Raw genomic sequence first — 21075 nt, 5'->3', positions numbered from 1 at the left:
CATGACAGTCAGTCCGACCGAGGTCCTGCAGCTGCGCAAGGTGCCGATCACCGTCGAGGCTGGCCGGGTCGCGGCCACGGCCTGGCAGGCCGGCGTGGGCGGTGTGCACGTGTTAGGGGCGCGGTTACGGGGCCGGCCCGTGGCAGCGGTCGCCGCCCATCAGGCCAGGGATCGATTCGCGGCGCTGGGACCCACCTACGTCAAGCTCGGTCAACTCATCGCCTCCAGTCCAGGGCTGTTTCCCGAGGTGCTGTCGAACGAGTTCCGGACGCTGTTGGACAAGGTGCCGCCGGCCGATCCGGCCGCGGTCCGCGAACTCGTCACCGACCAACTTGGCGCCCCGCCCGAGGACGTGTTCGCCACGTTCGACGAGGTACCGATCGCATCCGCGTCCATCGCGCAGGTTCATCACGCGACGCTGAAATCCGGTGAACGGGTGGTGGTGAAGATTCAGCGGCCGGGCATCAAGGCCCGGTTGGCCGCCGACATGCAGATCCTCGAGCGGGTCGCTGCGGTGCTGCAGCTGTCCTCCTACGGGCGCATGCTCAACGCGAAGGAAGTGGTGGCGGACTTCGCGGCAAACCTGCACGACGAGTTGGACTTTCATACCGAGGCACGGGCCATGGAGGAGTGGACGGCCTGCCTGGCCGACACCCAATTCGCGTCGAAAGTTCGCGCACCCAAGGTGTATTGGGAATACACCACTGGTCGGGTGCTGGTGATGGAGTTCATCGACGCGGTGCGTATCGACGATGTCGCCGCCGTCCGTGCCGCCGGCCACGATGGCGTCGAATTGCTGCGCACGCTGCTGCTTTCGCTGCTGGAGTCCGCCTTCCGTGGCGGGGTATTCCACGGTGACCTGCACGCGGGCAATGTCCTGGTGGATACCTCGGGTCGAATCGTGTTCTTGGACTTCGGCATCGTCGGCCGCTTCGACGACCGAACCCGCGTCATTCTGCGACAGTTGTTGGTGGACTTGATGATCCGCAACGACTTCGAGTCCGCCGGGCGGGCGCTCTTCCGGCTCGGGGCGGTCCGCCGGGGGCGGGAGGGGTCCGCCGACGATCTGCGCACCTTTGCCGCGCCACTGCGTCGCACGCAACTCGGCAAGGTGTCCTACACGCAACTGGGCAAGCAACTCGCGGATCTGGCCAAGGCGTACGACGCCAAGCTGCCACGCGAGCTGGTGCTGGTGGGCAAGCAGTTGTTGTACGTCGAGCGGTACATGAAGCTGCTGGCGCCGCGGTGGCGAGCCCTCAACGACCGTGAGGTGGTCAACTACGTTGGCGGGCTGGTCATCCAGGCCGAGAAGGAGCGCAACGCCGCCAACAAAAGTCGGGCTTAGCGACGGGTTTCCGTCTCATGGTCCGAGTCTTGTTGGAACAGTTGCGTATCGGTGTTATCCACAGCGCGGAAGTTGTCCACAATTGCGCACTTTGCCGCTTCCGACCGCCTCCAGCACAGACACGCTATTGCTGTGCTTCCACCCTTCGGCGTCTTCACCCGTAAAGAATTGCTGTCTCGCGGATTGTCGGCCAGCGCCATCTCCCGCCGTTGCCGTTCCGGTGAATTCACCCGCCTCTTACCGCGGGTGTACGCGACGTCGGAGGTGACGACGCTCGTCAAGTGCTTTGCGGTGACGCTGTGGCAACCGGACGCGGTGCTGAGTCACCGAACCGCTGCCTGGCTGTGGCGAATGTGTGCCGAACCGGCTGTCGTGGAGGCCACCGTGCCGACGCACCGATCGATCGCGCGGCGTGCGCCCGAATGGTTGCGCATCCACCGGCGCGCGCTCTCGACGGCTGTGGTTACCGAGGCTCGCGGGATGGCGGTAGTCACACCCGAGCGCGCGCTGCTCGACTGTGCGGCCGTCATCGAAGGTGACGAGCTCGACCGGCTGTACGACGCCCAACTCGGGCAAGCCGTGAACGAAGGCTTTGTCGAACGACGCCTCACCCAGGACGCCGGCAAGTGGGGCTCGCAGGCGGCACGTCAGCAACTGCGAGATTCGGCTGTGGGCACCGACTCCGAGCCGGAACGATTGGTGGGTCGGGCGCTGGCGCGTCGTGGCTTCCGGCTGCGCGGAAATCTTCGGGTCGCCGCGTTCTATCCGGACTTCTACGACGAGCTTTCCCGAACCGCGATCGAAATCGACGGTCGCGGCCCGCATTCCGAGCCCGAGATGTTCCGGCGCGACCGCCGCCGCCAGAACGCGATGCTCGCGGCCGGCATCTACCTCGTCCGTTATGCCGCGGCCGATGTGCTCGCCGACCCGGAAGCTGTCGCCGATGAGATTGTGGCGTTGCTGCGTCGGCGCCGTAAGAGTCTTCGTCGACCGGGACGCACCCAACACAAGTCTGGTTGATCGACGGGATCCCGTCTCCTGACCGAACTTTTGTTCGCTGAGTGCCGAGCGGGTGCGCAAGCGTTCGCCCGGCACAATGACCGACGTGCCCCTCCCGCCGCTGAAGGACCTCCTGGCCGACTCCACGGTCGTCGCGCTGCCGATGCGGGTGCGCTTCCGGGGCATCACCACTCGCGAGGTCATGCTCGTTCGGGGGCCTGCCGGCTGGGGCGAGTTCGGCCCGTTCGGCGAGTACGACGACGACGAGGCGGCGAACTGGCTGGCCGCCGCCATCGAGGCCGCGTGGACGTCGCCGCCGACGGCCGTCCGGGATTCCGTGCCGGTCAACGCCACGGTCCCTTCGGTACCGGCCGCGGACGTGCCCGCGATTCTCGCGCGCTTCCCGGGTGCGACGACCGCGAAGGTGAAGGTGGCCGAGCCGGGGCAGTGCCTTGCCGACGACGTGGCCCGAGTGGCCAGGGTGCGCGAGATCGTCCCGACCGTGCGGGTGGACGCCAACGGCGGATGGACCGTCGCGCAGGCGGTCGAAGCTCTGCAGGCGCTCACCGCCGACGGCCCGCTCGAGTACGCCGAGCAACCCTGCCGCACCGTCGCGGAACTGGCCGAACTGCGCCGCACATTGTCCGGTGTTCCCATCGCCGCCGACGAGTCGATTCGCCGCGCCGACGACCCACTGCGCGTGCTGCGTGCCGAAGCGCTCGACGTCGCGGTGGTCAAGGTGGCCCCGCTCGGCGGTGTCCGGCGGCTGCTCGAACTCGCCGAAACCCTGTCGGATCACGGTGTCTCGGTGGTGGTGTCCAGTGCGCTGGACTCGGCGGTGGGCATGGCAGCGGGAATCCGCGCGGCGGCGGCGCTACCCACGCTCGACCACGCCTGCGGGCTCGGCACCGGCGGCTTCTTCGTCCGCGACGTCGCGACGCCGTTGGCCATCAGCGACGGCCGCTTGGCGGTTGGCCCGGTCGAACCAGATCAAGAGGCGATCACGGAACTTGCCGCCCCCCGCGAGCGCGTCCGCTGGTGGCAGGAGCGCCTCGAGCGCTGTTACCGGATCCTGCAGACCCGCACCGTATAGTGTGCGCCCGTGGTTGTCGCCGTAAATGAATCCCTGCTCGCCGACGTACATGCCCTCATCGATGCGGAGGTCGCGGGTAAACGCGGCGCGTCGGGTCTGGCAGTAAAGGGCGGCTATGCGGCGGTGCAGAAGGTAAGTCCGACGATTGTTCCGGAGGCCATCGACGCGCTCGCTCCGCAGCTGTTCGAGCAGCTAGAGCCATTCTGGGGAGAGTTCCGCGACAGCGACCAGCGCAGCTTCGGCGCCTTTCTCACGGCCCGCAGCGACGCGGCCGCGGAGGCGCTGTTGAGCGTTACCGACCGGCGCGTGGCGGCGTCCTCGCGGCAGTCCATCAAAAAGGTCTACGGATCCATGCGCCCGGCCGCGCGCAAGCATGTGATCGAGGCCCTACCTGCCCTCGGCGATCTGGTGCAGCGGCACGCCGGCGAGTAGGGCACTGTAGAAGATGTGAACCCGTCAACCGCGCAGGCCACGGTCGTTGTCGACGAACTGATTCGTGGCGGCGTCACCGATGTCGTGCTGTGCCCGGGATCGCGCAACGCACCGCTGGCGTTCGCGCTGCAGGCCGCCGACGCGCAGGGCCGCCTCCGCCTGCACATGCGAATCGACGAGCGGACGGCGGGTTTCCTCGCGGTCGGGCTGGCAGTGGCCGGCGGTGCCCCGGTTCCGGTCGTGATGACGTCGGGAACAGCGGTCGCCAATCTCGGCCCGGCGGTCCTCGAGGCCAACTATGCGCGGGTCCCGCTGGTCGTGCTCAGCGCGAACCGCCCGTACGAGTTGCTCGGCACCGGCGCCAACCAGACGGTCGAGCAACTAGGGCTGTTCGGAACCCAGGTCCGAGCGACCATCAGCCTCGGCTTGGCCGAGGCCGGCGACCACAACAGCCAGTGGCGGTCGGCGGTGTGCCGAGTGCTGGCCGCAGCCCGCGGCACCCGTTCGGGCAATGCCGGGCCGGTTCATTTCGACATTCCGTTGCGCGAGCCGTTGGTTCCCGACGTGCACCCGGCCACGGCCATGCCCGCGGGCCGGCCCGACGGCGCATCCTGGACGTCCACCGTGCACGCGACGCTGGACGTGCCCATCGAGCTGGACCTGAACGTGGACACGGTGGTCATATCCGGGCACGGTTCGGCATACCGGCCGGAGCTGTCGGCGCTGCCCACCGTCGCCGAACCGACGGCGCCACTGCACGGCCCACCGTTGCATCCGCTGGTCCTGCCATTGCTGGAACCACGCCAGGCCATCATCACCGGCCGCCCGACGCTGCATCGGCCCGTCGCCAAGTTGCTGGCCGATCCGGCGGTGTCGGTCGTGGCGCTGACCACCGGGCCGCGCTGGCCCGACGTGTCCGGCAACGTCATCGGCACGGGCACCCGCGCGGTCGTCCACGGCACTCCCCGCGCAGACTGGTTGCGCCGCTGCGCCACGCTGGCCACCACCGCGGATCGGGCGGTGCGCGAACAACTGGCAGATCACCCGAAGGCCACGGGTCTGCATGTGGCGGCCGTGGTTACCGATGCGCTGCGCGCCGGTGATCAACTGTTGCTCGGCGCCTCCAACCCCGTGCGCGACGCGGCACTGGTCAGTTACCCGAAACCGGGCGTGCGGGTGCTGTCCAACCGTGGCGTCGCCGGCATCGACGGCACCGTCTCCACGGCCGTCGGCGCAGCCCTGCACCACGACGGCCGGACAATCGCCCTGATCGGCGATCTGACGTTCCTGCATGACGCGTCCGGACTACTCGTCGGGCCCGGTGAACCACGCCCCTCGGACCTGACGATTGTGGTGGCCAACGACGACGGTGGCGGCATCTTCGAGCTCCTCGAGCAAGGCGATCCGCAGTACGCCGGGGTGTTCGAGCGCGTCTTCGGCACCCCACATGGCATGGATTTGGCCGCGTTGTGCGCGGCCTACCGGGTCCCGCACGAGCGGGTGGATCTCGACGCGCTCGCCACGCGCCTACAAGGCCACGCGAACGGAATCCGCGTCCTCGAGGTGATCACGGACCGCGCGGGCCTGCGCGAACTGCATGCGGCCGTCCGCGCGCGGCTCTAGGAAGACAGCCACTTGGTGGTGTAGTCGCGCTCGCCGTTGGCCAGTCTGGTGAGCAACTGCACGCCGAGCGGTTCGATAGCGCCACCCACGAACCTGATCTTCACCTCTATTTCGCCGCTCACCTGGAGAACCGCGCCGTCGCCGGACCGTCGCAGCGTGTAGCGGCCCTCGACCTTGCCGGGGATTCCAGTGGAGTGCGCGTGCAAGACGCCGGTGGCGGTATCGCCCTCCAGCGCGCCCCAGCGGTCGGTTCGGGTCAGCGACATCTCGTCCTTGAGCACCTTGCGGACGACCATCGGGGTGCGGTCCTTGTCGACCCGCTCCGACATGGTCAGCTCGATCGTTCCCGGCCCATCGGGAGTGGCGACGTCCAGGGTCGCCGTCTCAGCGCCTTTGAAGCGAGATCGCCACATGCGCTCATCGGTGATGGCGCGATGCACGTCGGCGGGAGAGTTTGGGTAATGAACCTCGAACGAGAATGAACGCGGCATGGTGGCCAACGCTACCGAACGACTCGCGGCGGCTGCGATTAACCTGGTCGGCGTGACCTCCACCGAAACCACCGCGCCGGTGTTTCGGCGGTTGCGTACGGTGATCTTGGTGGTGGCTATCGCGGTGTCCGCCCTGGCGGTGCTGTTGGTGCTGGCGGCCTGGCGCGACGACATCAGAATCTCCTCCGACGAGGGCGTGGCCACCGCGGAGGTGCTGTCCGCGGGACGGCTGCGTTCGGCAATCAGCTTCATCACTCCCGACGGCAACACCGTCAACCCGCCGCTGGGAGTGCTGTACCCCACCAATTTGACTGTCGGACAACACATCAACGTTGAATACTCGCGTAGTGATCCGAACCTGGTGCGGGTGGCCGGCCGGGACGCGCGGGTTGCGATCATCCCTGCCGCGTCGGTCATCGTGGTCACCTGGGCGCTGGCCCTGCCCGCGTTGTGGCTGGTGCGGCGCATCGAGCGGCGGCGCAGGCAAGCCAGTGCCGGGCTGGCTCGAACGCCTTAGGTACCGTCAAGAGCGTGGCTGACACACGCACCCGCGGATACCGCGCGACGCTCGCCAAGGATCCGCACGAGGTAGCGGCGATGTTCGACGGCGTTGCGCGCCGTTACGACATCACCAACACCGTGCTGTCGATGGGCCAGGATCGCTTGTGGCGCATGGCCACTCGCAAATCACTCGGGCTGCGGCCGGGGGAGCGGGTGCTCGACCTGGCCGCCGGTACGGGAGTTTCGACGGTCGAACTGGCCAAGTCCGGTGCCTGGTGTGTGGCGACCGACTTCTCCAAGGGCATGCTGGCGGCTGGACTGTCGCGCAACGTGCCGATGGTGGCCGGCGACGCGACCAAGCTCCCGTTTGCCGACGCGGTTTTCGATGCGGTCACCATCTCGTTCGGGCTGCGCAACGTGGCCGCTTTCGACACTGCCTTGGCCGAAATGGCACGGGTCACCAAACCCGGTGGGCGGCTGGTGGTTTGCGAGTTTTCCACGCCGGTGTGGCGGCCGTTTCGAACGGTGTACATGGAATATCTGATGGAGGCGCTGCCGCGGGTGGCGCGTGCGGTCAGCAGCAATCCGGACGCGTATGTCTATCTGGCGGAGTCCATTCAGGCCTGGCCGGACCAAGCTGAACTTGCCCGCCAGATAGCGACATCGGGGTGGCGCGACGTCAAGTGGCGCAACCTCTCCGGTGGCATCGTGGCGCTACACAGGGCGGTTCGCTAGCTGCGACGTCAGCTGAAGTCGCCGGGTGAGAACGGCTTGCGCTCCACGAGCACCAGCCAGTTGCCCGAGTTGTCGCGAGCGACGGCCTCCACACCGTACGGGCGTTCCGCGGGTTCCTGCACGAACTCGACGCCTTTGTCCGCCAGCTCCCGAAAGGTCTTGCGGCAGTCGGCCGTGGCCAACCCGAGCCCGCCCATCGTCCCGTTGGCCAGTGCTCGACGCACGGCTTCAGCCATCTGGTCGTCCAGCGGCGGGCCCGGGACCATCAGTGTCACTTCAAGTTCGGTGTGATCTGGGTGGGCCACGGTCACCCAGCGGAAGCCGTCGCCCATGGAAATATCTGCCGTTTCCACGAAGCCGAGCTTGTCGGTGTAGAACTTCTTGGCCTCGTCCTGGTCGGTGCAGTAGACGGTAACGAGTGAAACGTTGGTGATGGTCATGAAGGGAAAGCTACCGACCGTCCGATGCTGGCGCTTCTCCAAAATTGCTCGGCTTTCGATCGCTGAGACCATGCATGAAGACGTAGCAGCCAGGGATGTGTGGCACCCCCTCGGTCGCGTACTTGGCTTGGTACTCCGACGGCGACATTCCGACCAGCTGCCGGAACTTTGCACTGAACGAACCGAGGCTGGAGTAGCCGACCATCATGCACGCCTCGGTCACTGTCACGTTGGTGGCGCGCAGCAGATCCTGAGCCCGCTCGATGCGCCGCTCGGCGAGATATGCGGCCGGGGTCCTGCCGTAGGTGGCGGCGAAGCAACGCAGGAAGTGATAGCGCGAAACCCCTGCGGCACGCGCTAATTCGTCGAGATCGAGCGGTGACGCATAGTGTTTGTCGGCCAGATCCCGGGCCCGGCGCAGATGGCTCAGCAGCGCCTCGGGAACGGGGCGCGTGGTCATCAGCTGAACGGCGGCCGGCCGTCGATCCGCATCGAGATCGCACCCGAGCGCCGCCAGGCCCGCGCTGTCAGATCATCGTCTTCTTCGGTGACCAGATTGCCCATGACGCGCACCAGGATCCGCATCATTCGCATCGATCGCAGCGACAGTGGTCCTCCGGTCGGGATGACGCCGCGCACGGTTGCCAAACCAGCCAGGCGCCGGCCGACCGAGAAAGCGCGCCCGTAGGTGGTGCGTAGCGTGTCCGGCCACAGTTCCGACAGGTCGTCGGCCGCGAGCAGGTCGGCGATGATGCGGCCACCCTCGAGGCCGTAGTCGATGCCCTCACCGTTGAGCGGGTTGACGCAGGCGGCCGCGTCGCCGATCAGCGCCCAGTTCGCCCCGGCGACGCCGGACACCGCACCCGCCATCGGCAGCAGGGCCGACGACACCGCGCGGATCGGGCCGTCGAAGTGCCATTCCTTGCGCCGGCTTTCCGCGTAGAAAGCGAGCAGCGGTTTGAGCGCGACATCCGCCGGGCGCTTCGCGGTGGCCAGCGACCCCACGCCGACGTTCACCTCACCGGTGGCCAGTGGGAACACCCAGCCGTAGCCGGGTTGCAGTGAACCGTCGCCGTCCCGCAATTCCAGGTGCGAGGTGATCCAGGGGTCGTCGCTGCGACCCGAGGTCACGTATGCGCGCGCCGCTACGCCGTAGGCCGTGTCCCGATGCCACGTCCGGCCCAGCTGCTTGCCCAGCGTGGATCGCACGCCGTCGGCCACGATCAGCGACCGGCAGGCAATCTCCTGCGTACCCGCGGCCGTCCGCACCACCACCGCGCGCACGCGGTTGCCGTCACGTACCACGTCGATCGCCTTGGCGCCCTGCACCATTCGCGCGCCGGAATCGACGGCGACCTGGCGGATCCGGTCATCGAGTTCGGTTCGCGGCACCGCGCTTCCCACGGCCGGCAGCGAACCCCCCGGCCACGGCAGCTCCACCTCGCGCCCGAAACCGGCCAGTCGCAGTCCGCGGTTGAGGCCGCGCGAGCGCACCCATTCGCCGAGGCCCAACCGGTCCAGCTCGGCGATCGCCCGCGGGGTCAGGCCGTCGCCACACGTTTTGTCGCGCGGGAAGGTCGCCGCGTCGATCAGCGCCACCTCGCGGCCACTGCGGGCCGCCCATGCCGCCGCAGCGGAGCCCGCCGGGCCTGCTCCGACGACCAGAATCTCCGCCGCTGCGGGTACGTCGTCCACCGTATTCGGCGGGTTTGCCACCATCCGACCATCTTCGCAGGTGCCCGGACTCCGCCGCTGCCCGGCCAAAACTCGGCTCGACCCGATAGGGTTCACTAGCGTGTCACCGAAGGCGCGGTGATTCGTCAGGAGTTGACCGGAAGGAACAGGCACCGAGCAGTGAACACAGGCAGTGTCGTCGCGGGGGTGGATCTCGGCGACCCGAAACTGGCCGAAACCGTTCGGCATGGCCTCGAGCAGGTCGAGGAGTTGCTCGTCGACGAGCTCTCCCACGGCGAGGATTTCTTGACGGAGGCGGTGCTGCATCTGGCGAAGGCAGGTGGCAAGCGTTTCCGGCCGCTCTTCACGATCCTCACCGCGCAACTCGGACCGAAGCCCTACGACCCCGCGATTGTGACGGCCGCGACCGTGGTGGAGCTCGTCCATTTGGCGACGCTCTATCACGACGACGTCATGGACGAGGCGTCTATGCGTCGCGGTGCACCCAGTGCGAACTCGCGGTGGGGCAACAGCGTCGCGATCCTGGCCGGCGACTACCTGTTTGCGCACGCGTCGCGGCTGGTCTCCACGCTCGGTCCGGAGGCGGTGCGCATCATCGCCGAGACGTTCGCCGAACTCGTCACCGGGCAGATGCGCGAAACCATCGGCGTACGGGAAATGCAGGACCCGGTGGAGCACTACTTGCGGGTGGTGTGGGAGAAGACGGGTTCGCTGATTGCCGCGTCTGGGCGCTTCGGCGGCGTCTTCTCGGCCGCGCCGGGCTCGCACGTGGCGCGCATGGAACGACTCGGCGACGCGGTGGGCACCGCCTTCCAGATTTCCGACGACATCATCGATATCTCCTCGGCGTCGGCGCAGTCCGGCAAGACCCCGGGCACCGACTTGCGCGAAGGCGTGCGGACGCTGCCCGTGCTCTACGCGTTGCGCGAGGAAGGCCCGGTCGGGGACCGGTTGCGGCAACTACTGTCGCGGCCGATCGAAACCGACGAAGAGGTCACCGAGGCCCTGCAACTGCTGGAGAAATCGCAAGGCATTCAGCTGGCCAAGGTCAAACTCTCCGGCTACGCGGACATGGCCCGTGCCGAGCTTGCGCAGCTGCCGCAGGGTCCGGCCAACGAGGCGCTCAAACGCCTCGTGGACTACACGATCGAGCGGGTCGGATAGCTTCCGCGGGAACCTTGTCCTGGTTGCCCGTCGTTTACACCTCGTCAGGTAGCGGTCGCAGTCAGTAAAGGACACCAGGGATATGCACGGGCATGGCTACGCCAACGGCGTGAAGACCTTCGCGCTGCTGGTCGGGATGTCGGCGTTGATCGTCTTTATCGGCGCGCTCTTCCGCAATCCCACGATCCTGGTGATCGCGATCGTGTTCGCGATCGGCATGAACGCCTACGCGTACTTCAACAGCGACAAACTCGCCTTGCGGGCCATGCATGCGCAGCCCGTCACCGAGGTCGAGGCCCCGGTGATCTATCGGATCGTGCGGGAACTAGCCACCACGGCCCACCAGCCGATGCCGCGGCTCTACATCAGCCCCACCAATGCGCCGAACGCGTTCGCCACCGGCCGCAACCCCCGCCACGCGGCGGTCTGCTGCACCAGCGGAATCCTGCAGATTCTCGACGAGCGTGAGCTTCGCGCGGTGCTCGGTCACGAGCTCTCCCACGTCTACAACCGCGACATCCTGATCTCGTCGGTCGCGGGCGCGCTGGCCGCGGTGGTCTCCGGGCTGGCCAACCTGGCCTATTTCGCGTCCATGTTCGGCGGCAGCCGCGACGGCGAGGGCCCCAACATCATCGGCATCATGCTGGTCTCGCTGCTCGGCCCGATCGCGGCCACGCTGGTGAAGCTGGCTGTCTCGCGCTCGCGTGAGTACCAGGCCGACGAGTCGGGCGCCGAACTCACCGGTGATCCGCTGGCGCTCGCGTCGGCCCTGCGCAAGCTGGAGCGCGGGGTACAGGCAGCGCCGCTACCGCCGGACCCCAAGCTGGCTGCCCAGTCGCACATGATGATCGCCAACCCGTTCCGTAATGGGGAAAAGCTGGCACGACTGTTCTCCACACACCCGCCGATGGCCGACCGGATCGAACGGCTCGAGCGAATGGCGGGTCAGCGGTAGTTCACGAACTGCAGCGCGATTCCGAAGTCGGAGTCCTTCAGCAGTTTGATCACGGCCTGCAGGTCGTCGCGCTTCTTGCTGCTGACCCGCAGTTCATCACCCTGAATTTGCGCCTTCACGCCCTTGGGGCCATCGTCGCGGATCTTCTTCGAGATCTTCTTCGCGTTCTCCGACGAGATGCCCTGCACCAGAGTGCCGGTGATCTTGTAAACCTTGCCGGACTGGGCGGGCTCGCCGGCGTCGAACGCCTTCAGCGAAATGTCGCGGCGGATGAGCTTCTCCTTGAAGACTTCGAGGGCCGCTTTGACCCGGTCCTCGGAGTCTGCGCTCAGCACGATGCCGGCCGAGTCGCCGGAGCCGGTCCATTCGATCGACGCGCCGGTCCCGCGGAAGTCATACCGAGTCGACAGCTCCTTGGCGGCCTGGTGAAGCGCGTTGTCGACCTCTTGACGATCGACCTTACTGACGACGTCGAAGGACGAATCGGCCACTGTGGAACTCCTCACGGTTGTCGGGGACTGACTGCCAAAACTAGCCCACGAGGCGGTTTGCGTTACGGGTGTGGGTTCGTTGTATTCTGCTTTGCGCACCCGGTTTCGGGAGCACGGCAGGTTGCCCGAGCGGCCAATGGGAGCGGACTGTAAATCCGTCGGTGAAAGCCTACGTAGGTTCGAATCCTACACCTGCCACCCGATGTGCATTCGGTAGGAAACCCGCTTCTAGCTAGCGGTTTGGCGGGACATGCGGTGACTGTGTAACCTCTTGAGGGCTTCAAACGCACTCGATGCGCCATCGAGTGCGGGCGTGGTCAGGCCCCCTTAGCTCAGTCGGCAGAGCGTTTCCATGGTAAGGAAAAGGTCAACGGTTCGATTCCGTTAGGGGGCTCGCCGGATTGGCAGCGGCGGCGTTGCCGGTCAGACATCGGCCTCGGCCGAAAACCTGGCGGTGTAGCTCAGTCGGTAGAGCAAACGACTCATAATCGTTGTGTCGCCGGTTCAAGTCCGGCCACCGCTACACAGAAAGCTATGAGAGGCTGATCGGCGCTCCGATCGGCGGCGACCGAAAGAAGGCAAACCGTGGCTGCGAAGTCCACCGATGTTCGGCCCAAGATCACCTTGGCCTGCGAGGTGTGCAAGCACCGGAACTACATCACCAAGAAGAATCGTCGCAACGACCCGGATCGGCTGGAACTGAAGAAGTTCTGCCCGAACTGCGGCACCCACCGCGCGCACCGCGAATCGCGATAGATTCCTTCCTTCGGCTACGCCCTTTCTCGACGGTGGCAGCTGTCACCGGCCAGGTTTTTGTGCCGGGCGAAGTGAGTCATCGGGTACGGGGCAGACAGGTAGATTTCCGCTCGTGACTGACAATCCCGTATCCGCAACCATCCCACAACCTGCGTTCGACCCGTCCGCGCACGCGATGGCGATGGTTGGTCACCACTACCGCGTCGACGACTATTACGAGGTCGGTCGGGAGAAGGTGCGTGAGTACGCCCGCGCGGTTCAAGACTTTCATCCCGCGCACTGGAGTGAAGAGGCGGCCAAGGAACTCGGCCACCCCAACCTGCTCGCGCCGTTGACCTTTATTTCGCTGGTCGGCATCATCGCCCAGCGGCGACTGTTCGAGACGATCGTGACCGGTTACGACATGAGCCAGATCCTGCAGACCGATCAGGTGCTCGAGTTCCACCGGCCGATTCGGGTGGGCGACCAACTGACCTGTGACGTCTATCTGGATTCGGTTCGCCAGCTCGCGGGCAGCGACATCATCGTCACCAAGAACATCGTCACTGATCAGAACAACGAGTTGGTGCAGACGACTTACACGACACTGATGGGTCGCTCCGGCGGGGAGGTCGATGAAAACATCGCCCATGCGGTCGAAGATGTCATCATGCATGGTGTGTCGTTGTCCGCTCGCACCGATGGCGGCGAGACGGTCCAGCAGCCGGTCGTCGCCGGCGCGCCCGAGGCCGCGCCGCAGTACGCGCCGCCGCGTCGGTCGGAGCCTGGTGCGGTGACCAGCCTGAAGTTCGACGATGTTTCCGTCGGCGACGAGTTGCCGCCGCGCATCGTCCGGCTCACCCGCGGTGACCTGGTCAACTACGCCGGGGTCTCCGGCGATGCGAACCCGATCCACTGGAGCGACGAGGTGGCCAAGCTCGCCGGCCTCGAGAATGTGGTGGCGCACGGCATGCTCACGATGGGTCTGGGCGCTGGATTCGTGACCTCCTGGCTCGGCGATCCAGGTGCCGTACGGGACTACAGCGTGCGCTTCACCAGCATGGTGTATGTCGATCCGCACAAGGCGGCCGAGGTGGAATACACCGGCAAGGTCAAGTCGATGGATGCCGAGACGAAGACGGCGGTGGTGGCCATTACCGCGAAGTTCGAGGGCAAGCGGATCTTCGGTCGGGCCACCGCGACCGTGCAACTGAGCTAGTAGCGAGTCGGCGGTCCGGATCGCCTGCGGTTTTCCTACCGCGTGAAACGTGCCGTACACTGAGATTTCTGGGGTTACTCAGCGCTGCGCGCTGCCCTGTGCTTGTTCGCTCATGCGAAAGGCAAAAGGGCGGCGCGATGTCATGTAATCCCTAAAGGGGCGTAGCTCAAATGGCAGAGCAGCGGTCTCCAAAACCGCAGGTTGCAGGTTCAAGTCCTGTCGCCCCTGCCCCGCATACGTAGGAAACGGAAGGATCGACGGGTGAGCGACGAGCGCGACGGCACGGCCGCAGGCGCGGGCGCCTCGAACGGCCGTACCGCCCTCGACTCGCGCGAGGAGGCGTCGAACCGTCCGAGCGGCAAGCGTCCGGGCCGTCGGTCGCGGATAGCCGAGGCCGAATCGAGCGCGACGGCCGTAGAACGGCCGGCGAAGGCCGGAACCAAGGCCGGTGACAAGAAGGTCAAGGCCGCGGGAGGAAAGCGGCCGAACATCTTCAAGCGGTTGGTGCGCTTCCTGCGTGAGGTTCTCACGGAACTGCGCAAGGTCATCTGGCCCAACCGCAAGCAGATGGTCACCTATACGACTGTTGTCCTGGTATTCGTGATCGCAGTGGTCGCCTATATCAGCGGCCTGGACGTGGCGTTCATCAAGGGTGTGACCTGGCTGTTCGGCTAGCCAACGCCTGTTGATGAGCGCGCGGTGAGATGCACGTGACGACCAAGAAAGCGAGTGCCCAGTGAGCACCCCCGAGAACGACGCGACCGAAACCGTCGCCGACGCGTCGGCGGAGGCCGGCGCACCCGAGCAGCCCATCGACGAAGTCGCCGAGTTCAAGGCCCTGCAGCGGCGTCAGCCGGGCGACTGGTACGTCGTGCACTCCTACGCCGGTTACGAGAACAAGGTCAAGGCCAACCTCGAGACCCGCGTGCAGAACCTCGACGTGGGTGACTACATCTTCCAGGTCGAGGTGCCCACCGAGCAGGTCACCGAGATCAAGAACGGCCAGCGCAAGCAGGTCAATCGCAAGGTATTGCCGGGTTACATCCTGGTTCGGATGGAGCTCAACGACGAGTCGTGGGGCGCGGTGCGCAACACCCCCGGTGTGACGGGCTTCGTCGGCATGACCACCCACCTGGCCGGCACCGCCTCGCGCCCGACGCCGCTGAGCCTCGACGACGTCGCCAAGTTCCTGCTGCCGCAGGACAAGCAGAAGAAGCCGGCCGCGGCTGCCGCGTCGGGCGATGCGGCAGCCGAGACCGCCGCCAAGCCGGTTATCGAGGTCGATTTCGAGATCGGCGAGTCGGTGACCGTGATGGACGGCCCGTTCGCGACCCTTCCGGCGAGCATCAGCGAGGTCAATGCCGAGCAGCAAAAGCTCAAGGTGCTCGTATCGATCTTCGGTCGAGAGACTCCGGTCGAGTTGGGATTCAACCAAGTCGCCAAGATCTAGTCGCGCCAAGAACTTGCTACACAGGCAAGAAACCGCACGAAAATAGGAAAGATAGATGCCCCCCAAGAAGAAGAAGCTCGCCGGCATTATCAAGCTTCAAATCAATGCCGGCCAGGCCAACCCGGCGCCGCCGGTCGGTCCCGCACTGGGCCAGCACGGCGTCAACATCATGGAGTTCTGCAAGGCCTACAACGCCGCGACGGAGTCGCAGCGCGGCAATGTGGTGCCGGTGGAGATCTCGGTCTATGAGGACCGGACCTTCAGCTTCAAGCTGAAGACTCCGCCCGCCGCCAAGCTGCTGCTCAAGGCCGCCGGTGTGCAGAAGGGCTCGGCCGAGCCGCACAAGACCAAGGTCGGCAAGGTCACCATGGACCAGATCCGTGAGATCGCCAAGACCAAGCAGGAAGACCTCAACGCCAACGACGTCGAGCAGGCCGCGAAGATCATCGCCGGCACCGCGCGGTCGATGGGCATCACGGTCGTCTAACGCCGACCCGTGCGTGAATTTTCACCGCGGGCGGTGAAAATTCGCGCACAGCAGCTGGGAGGGCCGGCCAGGCCCGTCGAACCACATCTGAACTAGAAGGACAGAACAACATGGCAAAGCGCAGCAAGGCGTATGTCGCGGCGGCCGAGAAGGTCGACCGCTCCAAGCTCTACAGCCCGTTGCAGGCAGCGCGGCTGGCGAAGGACACTTCGTCGTCGAAGATGGACGCGACCGTCGAGGTCGCGGTGCGGCTCGGCGTCGATCCCCGTAAGGCCGACCAGATGGTGCGCGGCACCGTCAACCTGCCGCACGGAACCGGTAAGACGGCGCGCGTGATCGTGTTCGCCGCGGGCGAGAAGGCCGCCGAGGCCGAGGCCGCCGGCGCCGACGCGGTGGGCGCCGAGGACCTGATCGAGCGGATCCAGGGTGGCTGGCTGGACTTCGACGCGGCGATCGCGACCCCGGACCAGATGGCCAAGGTCGGTCGTATCGCCCGCATCCTGGGCCCGCGTGGCCTCATGCCGAACCCCAAGACGGGCACCGTCACCATGGACGTCACCAAGGGCGTGCAGGACATCAAGGGCGGCAAGATCAACTTCCGCGTCGACAAGCAGGCCAACCTGCACTTCGTCATCGGCAAGGCGTCCTTCGATGACGCCAAGCTGGTGGAGAACTACGGCGCCGCGCTGGATGAGATCCTGCGGGCCAAGCCGTCGACGGCCAAGGGCCGCTACGTCAAGAAGGTCACCGTTTCGACCACCACCGGACCGGGCATCCCGGTGGACCCGAACCGGACCCGCAACCTGCTCGAAGAGGACTGAGCCAGGCTCGAAAAAAGGCCGGACGCCCCGCGTGGCGCCGGCCTTTTTCAGTCCCGCCGGAAGTTGTCGAGCAGCAACTTGCTGATCTGCGGTAGCAGGGCCGGCGGCAGGCTGTGTCCCATTCCGTCGATGAGGTGCAGTTGCGCGCCCCGGATCGCCTTGGCGACAGCCTTGCCGCAGGCTGGCCGCACCAATGGGTCGGCCGTCCCGTGGATCACCACCGTCGGAGCCTGAATGCGCTTGTCGTAGGGCAGCAGGCTGCCGGTGCCGGTGGTCGCCGCGAACTGCCGGATCACCCCGGCCGGGTTATAGCTGCGGTCGTAGTCTGCGGCGACCTGCTTGCGCAGCTCTTCGATCGGTACCTGGTAGCGCTGCGCGCCGATGGATCGCCGGGCCTTGACGATGCTGTCGATGATCTCATCGCGGCTGGCGCGCGGGCCCGGTCCGGTGAGCAGCGTGCTGAGCGCGGGCAGGCTCGGCGGCGGCAGAAACGGTTGGTTGGTGCTCGAGAAGATGATGTTCAGCGAGAGCACCCGCTCGGGATGGGCGCCGGCGAGAATCTGGGCGATCATGCCGCCCATCGATGCGCCGACGATGTTGGCGCGGTCAATGCCCAGATGGTCGAGCAGTCCGACCACATCCTCGGCCATGTCGACCAGCGTGTAGGGCACTGTGCTGGACATACCAAAGAAGTGTCTGCCCATCCGCGGCCAGATTGATCCTTGCACCCGGACACCGTCGAATTTGGTCGACAGCCCGATGTCGCGGTTGTCGAGCCGGATCACCCGATAGCCCGCTTCCACGAAGGACTCGCATAACGGCATCGGCCACATGGTCAACTGGGCGGTGAAGCCCATGATCAGAACGACGGCCGGATCGGCGGGGTTGCCGATGTCCTCGTAGGCGATGGTGATGCCGTTGGCGTCGGCGCTGCCTTGACGCATCTCGATTGCGGTCATTGGATCTTTCTACCCGGTGGCGTTGCGCCGCGGGCCGGTGGCTCGTTTTGCCCGATGCGTACGGGTGTCGGTATGATTGCCGACGGCTTTCGACTCGTTCGATCGCCACCTAATCACGTTCTACCGAAGACCGTTGGTCACCGCGTTTGCGGTTGAAGGTCCGGCTATCCGCTGGCGGCCCACGCAGGGAGTGACGAGGTTACCGCGGACGCGTGCGTCAGCACCGCCATCCGATGTGCCCCGTGTGCCCTGCACCGGGGCGTTTTGCTTGTATGCCTCCTTCTCTCACCGTGCAGCGGCGGTCGGGTCGTCGTTAGTGCAACAACACCCAGAGAGGAGGCGAAGTATGGCGAAGTCCGAGAAGGTCACTGCGGTCGCAGAGATCACCGAGCAGTTCAAGAATGCGACAGCCACCGTGATCACGGAATACCGTGGCCTTTCGGTCGGCAAGCTCACCGATCTGCGTCGCGCGCTCGGTGCAGGTGCCACCTACTCCGTCGCCAAGAACACCCTGGTCAAGCGTGCCGCTGCCGAAGCGGGCGTGGAAGGCCTCGACGAGTTGTTCGTGGGACCGACCGCCATTGCATTCATCAAGGGCGAGCCGGTGGACGCGGCGAAGGCGATCAAGACCTTCGCCAAGGACAACAAGGCACTCGTCATCAAGGGCGGGTACATGGACGGCCACGCGCTGTCCGTGGAGGAAGTCAACAAGATCGCCGACCTCGAGTCGCGCGAAATTCTGTTGGCGAAGCTCGCCGGTGCCATGAAGGGCAACTTGGCAAAGGCCGCGGGCCTGTTCAACGCTCCCGCATCGCAGATGGCCCGCCTGGCGTTTGCGCTGCAGGAGAAATTGGAAGCGGAGAACGGCGGTGCTGCGGCGCCGGCCGCCGAGGCTTCCGACGAAAGCTGATCCGCAGACCGCGTATCACAACCCCAGCCCCGGTCGCGGATCAGCGACGGGACAAAAATAAGGAAGGACCGCCATCATGGCGAAGCTCACCACCGAAGAGCTGCTCGACGCGTTCAAGGAACTGACCCTGCTCGAGCTGTCGGAGTTCGTGAAGAAGTTCGAGGAGACCTTCGAGGTCACCGCTGCTGCTCCGGTTGCCGTTGCTGCTGCCGGCGGCGCTGCCGCTCCGGTCGCTGCCGAGGCTGCCGAGGAGCAGGACGAGTTCGACGTCATCCTTGAGGGTGCCGGCGACAAGAAGATCCAGGTCATCAAGGTTGTGCGCGAGATCGTTTCGGGCCTCGGCCTGAAGGAGGCCAAGGACCTCGTCGAGAGCGCGCCGAAGCCGATCCTGGAGAAGGTCGCCAAGGAAGCAGCCGACGCGGCCAAGGAAAAGCTCGAGGGCGCGGGCGCGAAGGTGTCCGTCAAGTAGGACGTGTTTGTCGTCACAGAACGAAAGCCGGTTTAGGCAGTCGTTCCTGGAGTACCAAAAAGCGGGCGGTTTCCCCAACGGGGAGACCGCCCGCTTTTTTACCCAATAAGCTGCCTCCGTAGGTCGGCTCCGCCGGTCTGCCGAGTGCGATACAGTGACGCAACCCACTAGGGAAAATCGTCAGGATACGTGGAGGTTGGCGTGGGCGTCGAGGTACGGACCGAGGGCATCACGAAGTCGTTCGGTCGGCAGAACATCTGGCAGAACATCACGTTGACGCTCCCGCCCGGTGAGGTGAGCGCGCTGCTCGGTCCGTCCGGTACCGGTAAGTCGGTGTTCCTCAAGTCGCTGATCGGGCTGCTGCGTCCGGAGCAGGGCGCCATCTACATCGATGGCACCGACATCATGACGTGTAGTCACAAGGAGCTCTACGAGATCCGCAAGCTGTTCGGCGTGCTGTTCCAGGACGGCGCGCTGTTCGGGTCGATGGATCTGTTCGACAACACCGCGTTCCCGTTGCGCGAGCACACCAAGAAGAACGAGTCCGAGATCCGCAAGATCGTGATGGAAAAGCTCGAGCTGGTGGGTCTGCTGGGCGCGGAGAACAAGCTGCCCGGTGAGATCTCCGGCGGTATGCGCAAGCGCGCCGGCCTGGCCCGGGCGCTGGTGCTCGACCCGGAGATCATCCTCATCGACGAGCCGGACTCCGGTCTGGACCCAGTGCGTACCACCTACATCAGCCAGTTGTTCATGGACGTCAACGCCCAGATCGACGCGACCATGCTGATCGTGACGCACAACATCAACCTGGCCCGTACGGTGCCCGACAACATCGGCATGCTGTTCCGCCGCAACCTGGTCATGTTCGGCCCGCGTGAGGTGCTGTTGACCTCCGACGAGCCGGTGGTCAAGCAGTTCCTCAACGGCCGCATGATCGGCCCGATCGGTATGTCGGAGGAAAAGGACGAGGCCCAGATGGCCCAGGAGCAGGCGCTGGTCGACGCCGGCCACCACGCCGGTGGCGCCGAGGAGATCGAGGGCATCATCCCGCAGATGAAGGCCACCCCTGGGATGCCCGAGCGCAAGGCCGTCGGCCGCCGCCAGGCCCGCGTCCGCGAGATCATGCACACCCTGCCGCACGACGCGCAGGTCGCCATCCAAGACAGCCTCGATGAAACGGACAATGACGACACACAGCAGATTCCGGTGTACCACGACGGCGGTTACGACGAGCGCCACTCGGATCGTGGTTAAGGCCGACCGACGATGAGCATCGTTCAGGATCGGGTGGTCAGGCCTGTCAAGGGGGGATTTGCCCAGGCCGGCAACCTCTTTGACCTTTTCATTGAAGTAGGGCGCGGGATCTTCAAGCGACCGTTCCAGCTGCGCGAATTCATCGAGCAGTCCTGGTTCATTGCGAGTGTGTCGATCCTGCCGACGGCGCTGGTATCGATTCCATTCGGTGCCGTCGTCGCCCTGCAGGCGGGATCGCTCATTCAGCAGTTCGGTGCACAATCCTTCACCGGTGCGGCGAGTGTGCTCGCGATCGTCCAGCAAGCCGCGCCGGTCATCACGGCCTTGCTCATTGCCGGTGCGGCCGGCTCGGCTGTCGCCGCAGACCTGGGGTCCCGCACGATCCGCGAGGAAATCGACGCCATGCGCGTGCTGGGTATCGACCCCGTCGCGCGCTTGGTGGTGCCTCGCGTGCTCGGCATGATCCTGATCGCGGTGCTGCTGAACGGCATGGTCTCGTTCGTCGGTATCGCTGGTGGCTACTTCTTCAACGTCCTGCTGCAAGGTGGTACACCCGGTGCCTACTTGGCATCGTTCGGCTTCCTCGCCCAGCTGCCCGACCTCTATATCGGTGAATTCAAGGCCGCCATCTTCGGCCTAATTGCCGGTGTGGTCGCCGCGTACAAGGGCCTGACGCCGAAGGGCGGGCCGAAGGGTGTTGGTGACGCGGTCAACCAGTCGGTGGTCATCACGTTCATCATCCTGTTCTTCGTCAACGTGATCATCACGCTCGTCTACCTGCAGGTTGTTCCTGCGAAGGGGTCGTAG

Annotated in this window: 25 protein-coding genes and 4 tRNA genes; 23 read left to right on the top strand and 6 right to left on the bottom strand. The window is 65.7% G+C overall.

Annotated elements, in window-relative coordinates:
* Nucleotide 1 precedes the first annotated feature (1 nt).
* From FOS14_RS19220 to menD, 5 genes are all read left to right on the top strand, one after another.
* On the top strand, nt 2-1345 hold the full coding sequence (locus tag FOS14_RS19220) for an AarF/ABC1/UbiB kinase family protein (RefSeq protein ID WP_143772434.1): 1344 nt from the start codon (nt 2-4) through the stop codon (nt 1343-1345).
* 132 nt (nt 1346-1477) lie between these two features.
* The gene (locus tag FOS14_RS19215; RefSeq protein WP_143772433.1) at nt 1478-2365 is read left to right on the top strand and encodes a type IV toxin-antitoxin system AbiEi family antitoxin domain-containing protein; all 888 of its coding nucleotides are present in this window, start codon (nt 1478-1480) and stop codon (nt 2363-2365) included.
* A gap of 76 nt (nt 2366-2441) precedes the next feature.
* Nucleotides 2442-3437 (top strand): o-succinylbenzoate synthase, encoded by a 996-nt coding sequence (locus FOS14_RS19210; protein ID WP_143772432.1) that lies wholly within the window; start codon nt 2442-2444, stop codon nt 3435-3437.
* A 9-nt stretch (nt 3438-3446) separates the two neighbouring features.
* Entirely contained in the window at nt 3447-3869 is a 423-nt protein-coding gene (locus FOS14_RS19205) for a hypothetical protein (RefSeq protein ID WP_143772431.1), read from the top strand.
* Nucleotides 3870-3884: 15 nt separating this feature from the next.
* The gene (gene menD, locus FOS14_RS19200; RefSeq protein ID WP_143772430.1) at nt 3885-5492 is read left to right on the top strand and encodes a 2-succinyl-5-enolpyruvyl-6-hydroxy-3-cyclohexene-1-carboxylic-acid synthase; all 1608 of its coding nucleotides are present in this window, start codon (nt 3885-3887) and stop codon (nt 5490-5492) included.
* On the opposite strand, the gene FOS14_RS19195 is transcribed toward menD, so the two are convergent.
* A complete protein-coding gene (locus tag FOS14_RS19195) occupies nt 5489-5983 on the bottom strand; it encodes a DUF2505 domain-containing protein (RefSeq protein ID WP_185981842.1) in 495 nt (164 codons plus the stop codon). The two genes, menD and FOS14_RS19195, sit on opposite strands and share 4 nt — an antisense overlap.
* A gap of 43 nt (nt 5984-6026) precedes the next feature.
* Between FOS14_RS19195 and FOS14_RS19190 the strand changes: the two genes are divergently transcribed.
* Together FOS14_RS19190 and FOS14_RS19185 are read left to right on the top strand one after the other, a co-directional pair.
* The gene (locus FOS14_RS19190) at nt 6027-6500 is read left to right on the top strand and encodes a DUF3592 domain-containing protein (RefSeq protein WP_370512264.1); all 474 of its coding nucleotides are present in this window, start codon (nt 6027-6029) and stop codon (nt 6498-6500) included.
* Nucleotides 6501-6514: 14 nt separating this feature from the next.
* Entirely contained in the window at nt 6515-7219 is a 705-nt protein-coding gene (locus FOS14_RS19185) for a demethylmenaquinone methyltransferase (protein ID WP_185981841.1), read from the top strand.
* 8 nt (nt 7220-7227) lie between these two features.
* On the opposite strand, the gene FOS14_RS19180 is transcribed toward FOS14_RS19185, so the two are convergent.
* The 3 genes from FOS14_RS19180 to FOS14_RS19170 are packed head-to-tail and all read right to left on the bottom strand — an operon-like array spanning nt 7228 to nt 9378.
* Nucleotides 7228-7659, bottom strand: a complete 432-nt coding sequence (locus tag FOS14_RS19180) for a VOC family protein (protein ID WP_143772426.1) — start codon at nt 7657-7659, stop codon at nt 7228-7230.
* A 10-nt stretch (nt 7660-7669) separates the two neighbouring features.
* On the bottom strand, nt 7670-8119 hold the full coding sequence (locus tag FOS14_RS19175) for a helix-turn-helix transcriptional regulator (protein ID WP_143772425.1): 450 nt from the start codon (nt 8117-8119) through the stop codon (nt 7670-7672).
* Complete coding sequence (locus FOS14_RS19170; protein WP_143772424.1) at nt 8119-9378, bottom strand: geranylgeranyl reductase family protein; 1260 nt, start codon at nt 9376-9378, stop codon at nt 8119-8121. The genes FOS14_RS19175 and FOS14_RS19170 overlap by 1 nt, the downstream gene beginning before the upstream one ends.
* Nucleotides 9379-9513: 135 nt before the next feature.
* Between FOS14_RS19170 and FOS14_RS19165 the strand changes: the two genes are divergently transcribed.
* Nucleotides 9514-10518, top strand: coding sequence for a polyprenyl synthetase family protein (locus FOS14_RS19165; protein WP_185981840.1), 1005 nt, complete (start codon nt 9514-9516; stop codon nt 10516-10518).
* 82 nt (nt 10519-10600) lie between these two features.
* A complete protein-coding gene (htpX, locus tag FOS14_RS19160) occupies nt 10601-11473 on the top strand; it encodes a zinc metalloprotease HtpX (protein ID WP_143772423.1) in 873 nt (290 codons plus the stop codon).
* Here htpX and FOS14_RS19155 read toward each other — a convergent pair.
* Nucleotides 11464-11964: a YajQ family cyclic di-GMP-binding protein gene (locus FOS14_RS19155; protein ID WP_185981839.1), complete on the bottom strand. Its 501-nt coding sequence runs from the start codon at nt 11962-11964 to the stop codon at nt 11464-11466. The two genes, htpX and FOS14_RS19155, sit on opposite strands and share 10 nt — an antisense overlap.
* 115 nt (nt 11965-12079) lie before the next feature.
* Between FOS14_RS19155 and FOS14_RS19150 the strand changes: the two genes are divergently transcribed.
* From FOS14_RS19150 to rplA, 10 genes are all read left to right on the top strand, one after another.
* Nucleotides 12080-12162, top strand: a tRNA-Tyr gene (locus FOS14_RS19150).
* 123 nt (nt 12163-12285) lie between these two features.
* Nucleotides 12286-12358, top strand: a tRNA-Thr gene (locus FOS14_RS19145).
* Between the two features lie 56 nt (nt 12359-12414).
* Nucleotides 12415-12487 (top strand) — tRNA-Met (locus FOS14_RS19140).
* Nucleotides 12488-12549: 62 nt separating this feature from the next.
* Nucleotides 12550-12720 (top strand): 50S ribosomal protein L33, encoded by a 171-nt coding sequence (gene rpmG / locus FOS14_RS19135; protein ID WP_143772421.1) that lies wholly within the window; start codon nt 12550-12552, stop codon nt 12718-12720.
* Nucleotides 12721-12832: 112 nt separating this feature from the next.
* The gene (locus FOS14_RS19130) at nt 12833-13918 is read left to right on the top strand and encodes a fused (3R)-hydroxyacyl-ACP dehydratase subunits HadA/HadB (RefSeq protein WP_370512261.1); all 1086 of its coding nucleotides are present in this window, start codon (nt 12833-12835) and stop codon (nt 13916-13918) included.
* Nucleotides 13919-14073: 155 nt separating this feature from the next.
* Nucleotides 14074-14146, top strand: a tRNA-Trp gene (locus FOS14_RS19125).
* A 33-nt stretch (nt 14147-14179) separates the two neighbouring features.
* Nucleotides 14180-14593, top strand: a complete 414-nt coding sequence (gene secE / locus FOS14_RS19120; RefSeq protein ID WP_143772420.1) for a preprotein translocase subunit SecE — start codon at nt 14180-14182, stop codon at nt 14591-14593.
* A gap of 61 nt (nt 14594-14654) precedes the next feature.
* A complete protein-coding gene (nusG, locus tag FOS14_RS19115; RefSeq protein ID WP_143772419.1) occupies nt 14655-15368 on the top strand; it encodes a transcription termination/antitermination protein NusG in 714 nt (237 codons plus the stop codon).
* 55 nt (nt 15369-15423) lie between these two features.
* The gene (rplK, locus tag FOS14_RS19110) at nt 15424-15855 is read left to right on the top strand and encodes a 50S ribosomal protein L11 (RefSeq protein WP_143772418.1); all 432 of its coding nucleotides are present in this window, start codon (nt 15424-15426) and stop codon (nt 15853-15855) included.
* 110 nt (nt 15856-15965) lie between these two features.
* Entirely contained in the window at nt 15966-16676 is a 711-nt protein-coding gene (gene rplA, locus FOS14_RS19105; protein ID WP_143772417.1) for a 50S ribosomal protein L1, read from the top strand.
* A gap of 47 nt (nt 16677-16723) precedes the next feature.
* Here rplA and FOS14_RS19100 read toward each other — a convergent pair whose 3' ends face one another.
* On the bottom strand, nt 16724-17620 hold the full coding sequence (locus tag FOS14_RS19100; RefSeq protein ID WP_370512263.1) for an alpha/beta fold hydrolase: 897 nt from the start codon (nt 17618-17620) through the stop codon (nt 16724-16726).
* 361 nt (nt 17621-17981) lie between these two features.
* Between FOS14_RS19100 and rplJ the strand changes: the two genes are divergently transcribed.
* From rplJ to FOS14_RS19080, 4 genes are all read left to right on the top strand, one after another.
* Nucleotides 17982-18545 (top strand): 50S ribosomal protein L10, encoded by a 564-nt coding sequence (gene rplJ / locus FOS14_RS19095; RefSeq protein ID WP_143772416.1) that lies wholly within the window; start codon nt 17982-17984, stop codon nt 18543-18545.
* A 76-nt stretch (nt 18546-18621) separates the two neighbouring features.
* A complete protein-coding gene (gene rplL / locus FOS14_RS19090; protein WP_143772415.1) occupies nt 18622-19014 on the top strand; it encodes a 50S ribosomal protein L7/L12 in 393 nt (130 codons plus the stop codon).
* A 201-nt stretch (nt 19015-19215) separates the two neighbouring features.
* Nucleotides 19216-20268 carry an ABC transporter ATP-binding protein gene (locus tag FOS14_RS19085; protein WP_185981838.1) on the top strand — a complete coding sequence of 351 codons (1053 nt, stop codon included), beginning with the start codon at nt 19216-19218 and terminating at the stop codon, nt 20266-20268.
* A 12-nt stretch (nt 20269-20280) separates the two neighbouring features.
* Nucleotides 20281-21075 (top strand): ABC transporter permease, encoded by a 795-nt coding sequence (locus FOS14_RS19080; protein ID WP_143772413.1) that lies wholly within the window; start codon nt 20281-20283, stop codon nt 21073-21075.

It is taken from the genome of Skermania sp. ID1734 (genome assembly GCF_007489285.1).
Taxonomy (GTDB): domain Bacteria; phylum Actinomycetota; class Actinomycetes; order Mycobacteriales; family Mycobacteriaceae; genus ID1734.
The sequence above is the reverse complement of the archived record's forward strand: the minus strand, read 5'-3'. Positions and strand labels throughout refer to the sequence as shown.